This is a genomic window from Enterococcus sp. DIV2402, assembly GCF_017426705.2.
Classification (GTDB): domain Bacteria; phylum Bacillota; class Bacilli; order Lactobacillales; family Enterococcaceae; genus Enterococcus_F; species Enterococcus_F lowellii.
In genome coordinates, this window is the sequence record NZ_CP147251.1 from 2,742,396 (window position 1) to 2,755,431 (window position 13,036).

Below are 13,036 nucleotides of genomic sequence, written 5' to 3' on the forward strand. Positions count from 1 at the left end.
ACTTATCCCTCCATATTTTTTTCATATAATCGGTTGATATGGATCATCAAATACAATAACTCATCATTCGACGTTTCAATCCGTAAACGTTCTTTAATCAAGATTGCTACTTTCACAGCAATTTCAAAAATTTGTTGATGCTCTTTTTTTATACTGTCTAATAAATGATTACTTTTGTTGATAAACTGCCCATCATTTCTCACTCGCTTGAAATAATACAACATATGCATTTGAAATCGATTATAATTAAATTCTTGACGATCGATTGCTATATCCAGCTCGTCTTCTACTAAACTTGTAATTTGTTCAATCGTTTCATCAATTGCCAATTCTTCTTGTGTCATTTTATATTCTTCTTGACTGTTCAAAAAATGAATCGTTATACTCGTGATTTCACTTTTCGGTAAAGAAACTAAGAGTTTTCTTTGAATAATTTTTACTGCTTCCGTCGCTAAATGAGTTTCTTTAGGATACAATTGCTCCATCTCATGTGAATAATTTAATTTAGCGTCTTTATAAGTTGATAAACTTTGGATGGCAAATTGAATATGATCGGCTAAACTAAAAACCAACGTAGGATTTAATTGTTCGTTTAATTCTTTTTGTGCCATAACCACTATTTCTGTACTAACATCCATAATTTCTTCAGATATTTCATTTAGCAATAACTCAAAATGTTTATTCAACTTATAAAATGTCATTGTAATTTGACTAAGGTCTGCTAATTCATATGGCGTTTTAGGAAACCCAATGCCTTTTCCAAACGCAATTAAATGGTTGCCTTTACTATCCACACACTCAGCAACATTGTTATTGATTTTTTTTATCACTTTCATTACTTTCACCCCACAAAAAAACTCCCTGAATGCATACTCCACCCCTTTCAGGTATGGTAATGCCTCCAGAGAGTAACAATCCATTTATTTTTCATAATTTACCACATTTAGAAAACGCTGTCAATATTTTTTCTAGCAATAAAGAGACTACCTTGCCAACAATTGACATAAAAAAGCTTCAAATCATTGTTAAACAATGATTTGAAGCTTTTTAGCCATATGGAGGCGGCGGGAGTCGAACCCGCGTCCAAACATATCGCCACTCAAAAATCTACGCTCATAGTCAGTTCTATTTAAGAGATTCGCTTAATAAATCGCCGAGTGACAGGCTACTTATATCGCTAGTCTGATGATCTCTTCTAAATTTTACAGACGGAAAAATTTAGCGTATCCCACTTAGAATAGGACCCTGACCCGAGCACATGGGCGATGCCGGGAGGATCTACGTTAACTGTTTTTAGGCAGCTAAAGCGTAAGAGTTATTGTTTTTAGCAGTTATATTTAACTGTAACGTTTTTACGTAGACGTAACCTACGAAGCGCAATTCAAGTTCGAACTATGCCTGTCGAATCCGTAACGCCCCCTTATAAAGGGGGTATTGCTACCGAATATTAGTATAACACAACTCCGCTTGATTTCAACTAAAAAGTTTTGACCAGTCTTGACTAATCAACATTTGTCATAATTGACGTAAAATTTTACAAAATGTAACAAAACTCATCTAATTGTAATCGTTTTTCATGCTACTATTTTTTATATAAAAAGGAGGACGAGATTATGGAAGAATTATTCTTTGCACCTTTTGATTGGTTATACGGGATTCTCTCGGGTAATGGTAAATAATAAAACGAGACAGAAGGTATTTCAGAACTTCCTGTCTCGTCTTTTTTATTTCACTTCACCAATTACTGTTTTAGCTGTATATTGGCCTGTTTTAATATCCAGTGTCGCACTTTCACCATTCGTCCAAATGACCATCGTAGTTGTCGGTTTGTTTTTGGATTTTAGATAGTCTAAATCGACAGTTGCCAATTGTGTATCAAAATCGACTTCTGCACCTTCTTGAACTAAAATGTCAAAACCATTTCCTGCCAATTCGACTGTATCAATACCAATGTGGAGTAATACCTCCAACCCTTTTTCATCGACTAGTCCTAAAGCATGTTTAGTTGGAAAAATACTAGTGATTTTTCCTTTAATCGGTGCATATACCTTTCCTTCAGATGGTTGAACGGCAAAACCATCACCCATTGCTTTTGAAGAAAATACCGCATCTTCTACTTCAGTAATAGGGATCACTTGACCTGTCATCGGACTAGCAATTTCATTTCTTTTCTTTTTAAATAAATTAAACATAACCTATCCTTTCTTATAACTGTGCCACAACCTCACGACATTTTTGAGCAACTTCTTTTGCTAATTGACTAGCAAGACCTGTATAATTTTCTGGTTTTAACATTTCTAATAATTCATCTTCGGTAAAGGCTGTTCGCACATCCTCATTAGCCAACAATACATCACGATAATTTTGCTTTGTCAGTTCTGATTCAATTGCTAACTCATAAACCAATTCATGTGCTTTATCTTTACCAATCCGTTGTGCAAAGAACATCATGATATATTCACTATTATCCAACCCTTTATTCATATCCGCATTTTGAGCTAACCGTTCTCTATGAATAGTTAATGTACGAGTTAATTCTTCCGCACGAATCAAAATTTCTGTCATTAGTTCCATTGCTTCTGTGACAATGCCATCAAATAACATATTTGATGTACTATCTGCTTCAAAGGGACGTGCTGCTGAATAGTAACCTACAGAAGTTAAACTATATAGTTTTTGTGCGTTAGCAATCATACCTTTTGATAATTTAGGATTGATTTTATGTGGCATTGTACTACTACCAACTGTCCCTTTACTAAAGCCTTCTGACACTTCACCGAATTCTTCAATTGATGTTTGAAAAATTTCCTCTGCAATTTTGTGTAAATTATTAGCTAATAAAGCGATACAGTTAATGTATTCAATTTTAGGTGAGCTAATATTTCGTGAAGGAATCATCATCGCAGGCATTTCTAAAATTTCTGCCACTCTCTCTTGAACAGCTATTCCGATTTCTCCCGTTGAATTGAAAGCCCCCACTGCTCCACCCATCATGGTTGTAAACACTCTTTTTTCTACTTCCTGCATACGTTCTACTGAAAGTAAAATTTCTGAAATCCAAACCGCTACTTTATACCCATACGTGATTGGAATGGCATGTTTTCCATGCGTTCTCCCTGCCATGACTGAATCCGCTTCTTGCTCTGCTAAAGTTGCTAAATTATTTAAAATATCTTTTGTAAAAGCTAAGAATTGCGCATGAATTTGTTTGGCTACTAAATTTTGTGATGTCTGTTGAATGTTTTGTGTTGTTGCACCATAGTGAATATATTTACCACTCTCTTCTCCACAAGCTAAAACAAAAACTTTTAGGAAAGGGACAAATCCATGTCCCACTTTCCGATAAATTTCATCCATTTTAATAAAGTCTAGATTTTCAACTTTCGCCTTTTGAACAATCGTTTCTGCTGCTTCTTTAGGAATCACGCCTAATTCACCTTGTGCTTGAGCTAAAGCTGCTTCTACATCCAACCATGTTTGGTATTTTGCCTTGCTACTCAACAGTTTTTTGATACCACGATCATCCAATGATTTACTCATCGAATCATATAATGCGCCCATGGAATCACCCCTTCTTCATTTCATCGTCCACAGCATTGCGGACAAATTCTACATAAGGACCAAATACAACGTGTATATGATTCTCTTGTGGGAAAAATACACCGGATGTTCCTGAATCCTTGACCACTTCTACATCCACTTTTGTTTGATCTTTCAAGTCAATACGTAAACGAGAAACACAGTTATCAACATTTTTGATATTCTCTTTCCCACCTAAACCTTGAATAACAATCGCCGCAATTTTATCAAATTGTTTTTCAGCTAATAACGTATTGTTTTTCAAGCCTTTTTCACGCCCAAGTGTTTCTAAGTTGAAGCGAACAATCGCAAATTTGAAAACAAAATAGAATACAACAAAGTTAATTGCTCCTAAAATTAATAGATTCCACCAGTTTGTATTTTCATACATTAGTCCAAAGATTCCAAAGTCAAAAATAGTTCCCCGAATATAACCGATACCGATATTTAAGAAGTTCAATGGAATAGCCATAATTCCACATAATACCGCATAAACAACAAACAATTGTGGAGCGATAAATAGAAATGAAAACTCTAATGGTTCTGTGATATTGCCTAAGAAAGCTGTTAATACAACGGTTAAAATAGCACCTTTAGCAATTTTTTTATTATCTAAAAAGGCTGTGTGATACATTGCCAAACCAATTGCTGGAACACGGAATAATGTAGTCAACATTTGTCCAGTTGCTAGATATTTGAATAAATCTGGTGCTAATTTCCAAGCCGCATTATCTGGGCCTAAATCAAACAATACTTTGTTTGCTGCATTTAAAATCCCAATATATTGTTGGCCATCAATCATGTAGACCCCACCCGCTTCAGTAAAACGAACAATCGATGCTAAAACATGATGCAAACCAAATGGAATCAATGCTCGATGTGCAAACCAATAAACACCAACACCAAAAACATCATTCATAAAGATTGGTGAGATAAAGATTAAGAATTTAGTAAAAAGTCCCCAGACAATCGGAATGATAAACCCAACGACAATCATATAGAAGAAAGTCGCAATCGGAACAAATTTCTTTCCACCAAAAAATGCAAAGGCTAGTGGTAATTGTGTCTTGTAGTATTTATCTGTACAATATGCAGCAACTAAACCAGCAATAATCCCACCTGCTGCATCCAATTTCAAGGTTTGAATCCCCAAAACAATTCCTTGTCCTACTTCAGACATTACCTCAACATCAGCTATAGCTCCAGTGAGCGTTAAATAAACATTTACAACAATTAATAAGGTCACATATCCCAAAACTGAAGAGAACACTGCAATTCCTTTATCAATTTTTGCCATTCCATACGCAACCCCCATGGCAAATAATAACGGAATATTTTCAAATACGACGCTGGTGATTGTTTTTAAACTATTTAAAATTGCTTGAACAGCTGGCGTGCCTAGCCATGCCAATTGTTCAACCATATAGCTTTGTGTTAAGGCATTCGTTAATCCCATCACCATACCGATTGGAGCCATTACCCCAATTGGTAGTAGTAGCGAGCGACCAAATTTTTGTATTCCTTTCTTTATATTATCTTTTTTCATTTTATTTCCTCCTTTAATTTTATGACCTTAGCATAAATTGAAATCGGTTACGCAACAAGGTTCATTGTTGTTCGTTTTTCTTTTCAATAAATAACCATGAAGGACTAAATGAACATGATATACTTTCATTAGGAGATGATTTTATGACTATCAACACATTTTCGTTATATGTTGCCAATCGTGTACAAGAAGCACACCAAATCAAAATTGACTTATTAGCAAATAAAACCAACCGTTCCTCAGCAACAATTCGTCGAGCGATTCACACATTAAATGATTATTTACCTTTGAATAAACAATTTATTGTTACCGAATCAACGATTATTAACCAACTGAGTTATACTGAATTTGTTCATTTTATTCAAGAATTGACTATTTCAGATTTTTCAACTACAGGAGAAGAACGTCTCCAATTCTTACTTTGTTTATCAATGACCAATGACTTTACTAATTTTTCGAAGCTTTATGAGCTGTTAGAAATCAGTCAATCCACGAAAAAAAAAGATCGCCCCATCTTCTCACAGCTTCTTCAACAAGCTGGTCTGACTTTGCACTCATTTAGAGGAAAAGGTGTCTCAATTATTGGCGATGAATTAACCTTACGAATCAAAGCTGCGTTAATTTTGAGTAAAATTATTGAAATTGATGAAGAAAATAAAATCGTTCCTCGACAAGCAAATAATCCTTGTGAGCAATTATTGTATTCTTTAATCAATAATCTGTTTGACCCAATAGCTGAAGAAAGCTCATTGCATCAGTTTATCAACAAACATGCCTTAACTTTAAACTATACTTCCATGAAATTTCTGTATGTATATTATTCACTTAGTTTGCGTAGACAACAGCTAACGCATTTCATTGACCATCGAAACAATGTACCTGTCAAAATTCATGAGTACAGACTATTTCATCACGAGCAGGAAGATTTCGCTTTGAGTATGATATTGGCTAGTTTAGATAATCATGGAAAAATTATGTACCCGAATGATTCATTAGTCATAACCTGTCGCACACAGTTATTTTCTTATGTAGAGGATCGGATACATACTACGTTCTACTCAAAAGAACAACTGGCGCGCAATCTCGATCAGTATCTTTATAAATGTATTATGCGCCATTTCTTAAACTATGATTTTTACGACAATAAATTAGATGACGTCAAAAAAGAATTTTCTTTTTTATATCAATTGGTCGAATATTGCTACCAGCGTTATTTATCAAAAAAAATCACCCTTGATGAACATCAACTTAGTACGTTAACCTTAATTTTTCGTGAACATGTCTTGAAAAATAAAATTGCTGGTAGAAATTTGAAAAAAATTGTCATTATCACCAATTCAGCAAAAGAAAAAAGCAATTTTTTCTCACAACAGTTACTCTATTACTTTGATACACAAGTGATTGCTATTTTAAATATTAACGAATTGTATCAATTAAAATATTTAAAATTTGATAATCTGATGACTTTCTCGAATCGTATTTCTACGATTTTAAACGAAAATGGTTTTCCAAATATTAAAGTTAATTATTATTTCCACCCGACCGACATCGACTATTTAACCAAATTAAATTTTTCAAATAATTCGCACCGTAAACTAATCGCTGCTGATTTTGTTTCTGAAATTCAACAATGCCCGTCGGAATCACTCAGTCACTATTTAAAAGACACCTATCCCAATTTTTTTGTCTAAATAAAAAAACACCTGAACGTTAGAGACAAATACATTCCTCTCTAACATTCAGGTGTTTTTAGCACTCTTTGATAGCAAAATTTTATTTAATGCTTAACATTAATTCAACATATTTTTCTAGAAATTCTCGGTCAATGGTATCGTAACTATGAGTTTGGCTGCTATCAATATCTAATACGCCAATCAACTTACCATCTTTAATCATTGGCACAACAATTTCAGACATTGCTGCAGAGTCACAAGAAATATAATTTTCATGTTCTTTAACGTTATCAACAATCAAAGTTACTTGTTTTTCGGCAGATTCGCCACAGACCCCTTTACCTAATTTAATCCGTGTGCACGATACTCTGCCTTGAAAAGGACCTAAAATTAATTCGCCTTCTTCAAATAAATAATACCCGGCAAACACTGTATTTTCTAATGTTTCATTTAAGATGGCAGAAGAATTCGATAGACTGGCAATCCAGTTTGTTTCTGCTTCTAATAAGCCTTTTTGTTGGGCTAGCAATAATTCATACGCTTGGCGTTTTTTCTCTTTGTCCAAATGGTTCACTCCTTAGTCATCTAATTGATATTGAAAACGATAGCCGCGTCCATGAACAGTTCGTATATACTCAAAATTTCTGCTCTTTAAGGCAATTTTCCGACGTAAATTTTTTATGTGAGTATCGATTGCTCGATGGGTTCCTCGCTGATTGTTCAATAACACTAACAATTCATCGCGGGAATAAATACGATTAGGATGTTGCATAAATTGCAATAATAATTGATATTCAGAAGCTGTCAATAACACTTCTTGTCGTTCAACATATACTTGTTGTGTCTCTGTTTGTAAAATTAATTCGTCTTCATTATAACTTAAAGCTTCTGGTAAACGATAGCGTTCAATGATACGAAAAATGGCTTTAATCCGAGCAATCCATTCATTTTTTTCCATTGAAAAATCCCAAATAAGATCCATGCCTTCGTTTAGCAATTGACATCGTTCTTCAGCAGTTAAGGCATCATCAAAACAGATATACCATGTCTTTTCCTTAGACTCTTCTGCAAGTGGTCGCCATTCAAAGCGTTTGAACTGGTCTGGAAACACAAAAATTAAGTCTTGATTCTTTTCAATTTTATTAGAAAGCGTACAAGCGGCAAATGGTAATTCGGTTTTTAACCACTGGATATATGGTTGATAGCTTTCTGGTTGATGCGATAGTAATTGGATATTCATTATATCTCACCTCTCCCACATTATACAATGAAGAATATTTTTTCCAAATAACAGATTGTGTCAAATCGTTTAGGATTATTTCAATTAGGTTAAAATTAAAGATTTTTTTAACAAATTTTCATTCCCTCACACAAAACTCACATTGTTTCATTATATTGGATGAAGTGAACATTAAAAAAAGTGCGAGGTTATTTATGATTAAGTTAAAAAAAGTCGCATCAATGACTTTGTTAGCTGTTTTATTAGCTAGTCCTGCTCTTGCTGTAGCAGACGAATTTGATGCAAAAATTCAAGAACAAGACCAAAAAATTGAAGCTCTAGAAAAAGATCAAAAAAATGCGGAGAAAAAATTACAAGAACTTCAAACACACATTGGTCAAATTGAGCAAGAAATAGAAGACGTATTAGCTTCAAAATTGAAAGAAGAACAGCGTCTAAATGAAATAAATACAGAAATTGCAGATTTGAAAGAAGTGATTGCTCAACGAGATGAAAAATTGAAAGAGCAAGCGCGTGATGTGCAAGTCAATCATAATACTGATGATTTTCTAGCAGCAATTATCAATTCTGAATCAATTAATGAAGCATTCGGTCGTGCTTTAGCATTAAATACAATTGTTGATGCTAATAATGAAATTCTTCAAGAACAACAAAAAGATAAAGAACGCTTAGAAGAATTATCCATTGAATCAGAAGAACGTATACGCGTAATTGAGGAAAAAAGCGCAGAATTACATGAAAAGCAACAAGAGTTAGTTGAAGCTCAACTGGACCAGGAAGTGGCGATTCAAGAAATTCAAGTATCCGTAGCTACTGAGAAAAAACAAAAACAAAAATTCATCAAACAAAAAGAAGAAGCGGAACGTAAGCGTCAAGAACAATTAAAAGCTTTAGCTGAACAACGAGCTCGTGAAGAAGCAGCACGTAAGAAAATTGCTGAAGAAGAAGCTCGTGCAGCAGCTGAAGCAGAACGTCAAGCACAAGAACAAGCAGCCCAACAACAAGCTCAAACAAATGCTGAACAAGCAGCGATTCAAGAAGAGACGCAATCAGTTGCTGTCCCTGAACCAGCCACAACTAAAGTTGAGCGTGAAAATCTAGAAGTTGCGGCTCCAGCTGTTGAAACAAAAGTTGAGCGTCAAGAAGCTCCAGCTGTTGAAGAACCAGTTGTGGAACAACCTGTCGAAGAAAAAGATGAAACACCTGCTGCTTCATCTTCAAATTCATCTGGTTGGGCATCTCCTGTAAGTAGTATTTCTGTTTCAAGTCCATTTGGTATGCGTGCTAACCCAACAGGTGCCGGCACAGAATTTCACAATGGTATTGATTTAGTTGGTTCATCAGGTACTCCAATTTTTGCAGCGAAATCTGGAACAGTTGTCCAAACTGGGTTTGATCCTAGTGGTGGTAATTATGTCATTATCGATCATGGTGATGGTTATTTCTCTCACTATTTACACTTAAGCAGCATTGGCGTTGCTAACGGACAAACTGTGAGCCAAGGTGCCACTGTCGGAGGTATGGGGACAACAGGTAATTCAACCGGTGTTCATTTACACTTTGGTATTGGAACTGGCGTTTGGTCCGGTTTTGTAAATCCAGCACCCTTTATTGGCGCTTAATTTCATTATGTAGAAAAAAAGAACGAGCAAAAACAATGCTCGTTCTTTTTTTACTTATTTGACAACCATCACATTACAAACTGCATGGTTGACTACAAATGCCGTTGTGGAACCAATTAAAGCTTGCGAAATTGCGCCTTTTCCTGTCGAGCCCATGATAATTAAATCGATATCGTATTCTTCAGGAATATCGACAGCAATTTTACGTTTTGGCGACCCAACTTCGATGACTACATGTACATCATCAATTCCCGCAGCTTTTACTTCTTCAACTTTCTTCTCCATGAAATCTTCAACAAAAGTTTTTTCATCTTGTAACAATTTGGAAAACGCATAAGCACTTGTTGTCAACTCAACATCATTAATAATCCATGCTAAGTAGACTGTTGACTGATTACGTTTAGCAATTGCAACGGCTTCATCAAATGCCTTTTCTGACTTGGCGGAACCATCTACGGCAACTAATAAATTTTTATAAGTTTCTAACATTGTAAGCGCCTCCTTTTTCTTTATTATAACACTGTCGTTTCCAACAAGCAAAACTCACGATAATTAAATTTCTCGTTCGACTAGGTGATAATAAATTTTGGCTGTCAAAGAATAGACGACTAAATAAAGCAAAATAAAGCAGAGAACAACACTGATAGTTGCTTTAACAAATATATCACTTTGGGTAATTTCAAATAATAATAGTAATTGTTTCATCATTGGAAAAGCAAATACTACATGACTTAACGCCACAATTAAAGGTAAGCTAAACACCATAATAACCTGCTGATGAATGGTTTTTTTCACCTCTTGTTGACTCATTCCAACTTTTTGCATAATGATAAAACGACGACGATCTTCCAATCCTTCTGAAATTTGTTTGAAATAAATAATTAATGTCGTTGCTAGCATAAAAACAATACTTAATAGCAAGCCAATAAAAAAGAAACTGCCATCAAAAACATGCGCACTTTCAATCGCCACATCTTTAGTTTTCAAGCTATACGAATACGAACGTTGACTATTTAAACTACTTTCATTAACTATCTTAGTAAAGCCTTCAACAAAGTTTAGTCGCTGCTTACGGTCATCTTCGACAAAATTAAAGGACCAACGATATTCTTTTTCAATAATCCGTCTACCTTCTGTTATTTCAGGTATCGTTTCTTCTAACACTTGCTTGATTTGCTCTTCATTGCTAAAAACAAGCAATACAGTTGGTAATGGAATTTCTTGAAAAATCGGTGCTAATCGATTCGTATTTTTTACTACTTTAAATGTTTGACTATCTTTAAAATGAATTTCTTTTTCATTGGTTTTGCTTCCTAACTGATCAACCATCACCTCATCTTTTTTCAATGAATACGTCGAATTGGTTGCATGATTGTATTCATCTACGGAAATAAAGCGGTAATAAGTCGCTGAAATAAATTCAGCCGCACTACTAAAACTTGCATCTGAATCGCTCACCCATGTTAGCTGACCGTTTTTCTGCCCATAAGGTACTGCCTGAAATGTTTTTATATTCAACGAATCTGTAATCTGGATATTCATTTTTTCCGCTAACTCATAGGTAGTATCTTGCACGGTAGTCATTTTTATTGAAGGCGTGAACGTAATGTCATACGCATATTCAGCATCTAATTCTGCTTGTCGGCCAAAATACAAGCTAGCAGTCATCGCAATCGTAATTAGCGCCATCGTTGACAAAATACAAATACTCGCTAACCCCGCCGCATGTTGCTTCATACGGTACATCATTCCCGAAATAGCCACAAACGAACGCGGTCGATAATAAATTTCAGGTCGTTTTTTTAGAAATTTCAGTAACGTAATACTTCCTCCAATAAAGAGCAAATACGTTCCTAAAACAACAAATAATACCGCAATTAAAAATAAAAACATGGCTTGCATTGGCGAATGAATACTTAAGGCAATTCCATAACCGACAACTAAAGAAATACCGCCAATAACGGTCATAATAATTCGTGCTTTCGGTTCTTTTTCGCCTTTCTTATCACTAGTCAATAATTCAATGGGATTCGTTCGATAAATTTGACGACAATTCAACGCAAATAAAACACCGAATATCAACAAAAATTCCAAGGTTATCATTAAGATGCTAGCCATTGTCATTTGGGTAGTAAACACTTTTCCAATATCTAACATTTTTACTAAAACAAGCGCCGTAAACTTAAATAATACAAATCCTGCCAGTAACCCACTCATCAGCGAACACAGCAAGCCATAGATAATTTCCCAAAAAACGACTTGATACAACTCTTGTTTGCCTAATCCTAACACATGAAAAAGACCTAATTCACGTGTCCGTTGCTTCATCAAGAATTGATTAGCGTAAATGGCAAAAATCCATGTGAACACGACAATAACAATTTGTCCGAGATAAAAAGCGTGACGTACGCCTCCTCTTTCAGTGAGCGTATCCATCCCAGCATTGTGTACCAATAAATAAATTGTCGTATTAATCGCTACCATTAACGTCATTGCTATCAAAAAAGGTAAATAGATGGGAAGATTTTTCCGAATGTTTTGCCAACTTAATTTTGCAAAAAACATTTTATCCCCCCTTTGCCACTAAAGCAGTCATTGTTTCTGTAATCGTCTCAAAAAATTGTTGATTGTCTTTTTCGCCACGATAGATCTGATGAAAAACTTGACCATCCTTAATAAAAAGCACCCGATTCGCATGACTAGCTGCTAAAGAGCTATGCGTAACCATTAAAATAGTTTGCCCGTTATCATTTAAACGTTCTAACACTTGTAATAATTGACTAGAAGTTTTTGAATCTAATGCTCCTGTGGGTTCATCTGCTAAAAGTAATTCGGGTTGTGTGACGATGGCACGAGCAATCGCCACTCGTTGCTGTTGTCCTCCTGATAGCTCATACGGATATTTTTCTATTAGAGAATCAATCCCTAAAGCCGTGGTGACAGATATTAAACGCGTTTGCATTTTAGAATGCGGCATCCGCGATAAGACTAGCGGCAATAAAATATTATCTTTGACAGAAAAATTTTCTAATAAGTTAAAATCTTGAAAAACAAAACCTAGATGCTCTCTTCGAAAATTCGCGGCTTCTTTTTCTGGAATTTCACTTAGATTCATTTGTTCAAGCTGAATTAAACCAGCTGTTGGTTTATCTAAAGTCGCAATTAAATTAAGTAACGTGCTTTTCCCTGAGCCTGATTCTCCCATAATCGCTACGTATTCTCCTTGTTCTACTGTAAAATTCATATGTCGTAGCGCTTCAACTGGTTGACCATTCAAACGACTTTGATAGGTTTTTTTCACATTTTTTACGGTTAATAAGCGTGTCATTGTGCTCCTCCTTTTTTATTTATCATACCGTTAGTTGTTTCCTTTCAC

The 13,036-nt window shown here is 35.0% G+C and carries 11 protein-coding genes and 1 other RNA gene; 2 read left to right on the forward strand and 10 right to left on the reverse strand.

The genetic code is table 11. From position 1 onward, the window contains the following. Positions 1-2: 2 nt before the first annotated feature. The 5 genes from DOK78_RS13340 to DOK78_RS13360 all read right to left on the reverse strand — a co-directional run bounded on the left by DOK78_RS13340 (position 3) and on the right by DOK78_RS13360 (position 5,125). Positions 3-836 carry a PRD domain-containing protein gene (locus DOK78_RS13340; RefSeq protein ID WP_207941808.1) on the reverse strand — a complete coding sequence of 278 codons (834 nt, stop codon included), beginning with the start codon at positions 834-836 and terminating at the stop codon, positions 3-5. 217 nt (positions 837-1,053) lie between these two features. Further along, positions 1,054-1,420, reverse strand: a transfer-messenger RNA (tmRNA) gene (gene ssrA / locus DOK78_RS13345). A 304-nt stretch (positions 1,421-1,724) separates the two neighbouring features. Next, positions 1,725-2,192 carry a PTS sugar transporter subunit IIA gene (locus DOK78_RS13350; protein ID WP_207941807.1) on the reverse strand — a complete coding sequence of 156 codons (468 nt, stop codon included), beginning with the start codon at positions 2,190-2,192 and terminating at the stop codon, positions 1,725-1,727. 13 nt (positions 2,193-2,205) lie between these two features. Further along, positions 2,206-3,561, reverse strand: a complete 1,356-nt coding sequence (locus tag DOK78_RS13355; RefSeq protein WP_207941806.1) for a class-II fumarase/aspartase family protein — start codon at positions 3,559-3,561, stop codon at positions 2,206-2,208. A 4-nt stretch (positions 3,562-3,565) separates the two neighbouring features. Beyond that, the gene (locus DOK78_RS13360) at positions 3,566-5,125 is read right to left on the reverse strand and encodes a PTS transporter subunit EIIC (RefSeq protein ID WP_207941805.1); all 1,560 of its coding nucleotides are present in this window, start codon (positions 5,123-5,125) and stop codon (positions 3,566-3,568) included. Positions 5,126-5,268: 143 nt separating this feature from the next. Here DOK78_RS13360 and DOK78_RS13365 point away from each other — a divergent pair, with 143 nt between their 5' ends. After that, positions 5,269-6,816, forward strand: a complete 1,548-nt coding sequence (locus DOK78_RS13365) for a helix-turn-helix domain-containing protein (RefSeq protein WP_243430627.1) — start codon at positions 5,269-5,271, stop codon at positions 6,814-6,816. A gap of 82 nt (positions 6,817-6,898) precedes the next feature. Here the strand turns inward: DOK78_RS13365 and DOK78_RS13370 are convergent, their stop codons facing one another. Together DOK78_RS13370 and DOK78_RS13375 are read right to left on the reverse strand one after the other, a co-directional pair. Beyond that, positions 6,899-7,363, reverse strand: coding sequence for a GAF domain-containing protein (locus DOK78_RS13370; protein ID WP_207941804.1), 465 nt, complete (start codon positions 7,361-7,363; stop codon positions 6,899-6,901). A gap of 12 nt (positions 7,364-7,375) precedes the next feature. Then, positions 7,376-8,038: a winged helix-turn-helix domain-containing protein gene (locus tag DOK78_RS13375; protein WP_207941803.1), complete on the reverse strand. Its 663-nt coding sequence runs from the start codon at positions 8,036-8,038 to the stop codon at positions 7,376-7,378. Positions 8,039-8,232: 194 nt separating this feature from the next. Between DOK78_RS13375 and DOK78_RS13380 the strand changes: the two genes are divergently transcribed. Beyond that, positions 8,233-9,660: a peptidoglycan DD-metalloendopeptidase family protein gene (locus tag DOK78_RS13380; protein ID WP_207941802.1), complete on the forward strand. Its 1,428-nt coding sequence runs from the start codon at positions 8,233-8,235 to the stop codon at positions 9,658-9,660. Between the two features lie 54 nt (positions 9,661-9,714). Here the strand turns inward: DOK78_RS13380 and DOK78_RS13385 are convergent, their stop codons facing one another. The 3 genes from DOK78_RS13385 to DOK78_RS13395 form a co-directional block, all read right to left on the reverse strand. Beyond that, a complete protein-coding gene (locus DOK78_RS13385) occupies positions 9,715-10,149 on the reverse strand; it encodes a universal stress protein (RefSeq protein ID WP_207941801.1) in 435 nt (144 codons plus the stop codon). Between the two features lie 63 nt (positions 10,150-10,212). Next, positions 10,213-12,225: an FtsX-like permease family protein gene (locus DOK78_RS13390; RefSeq protein WP_207941800.1), complete on the reverse strand. Its 2,013-nt coding sequence runs from the start codon at positions 12,223-12,225 to the stop codon at positions 10,213-10,215. Position 12,226: 1 nt separating this feature from the next. Continuing rightward, positions 12,227-12,988 (reverse strand): ABC transporter ATP-binding protein, encoded by a 762-nt coding sequence (locus tag DOK78_RS13395; protein ID WP_207941799.1) that lies wholly within the window; start codon positions 12,986-12,988, stop codon positions 12,227-12,229. Positions 12,989-13,036 lie beyond the last annotated feature (48 nt).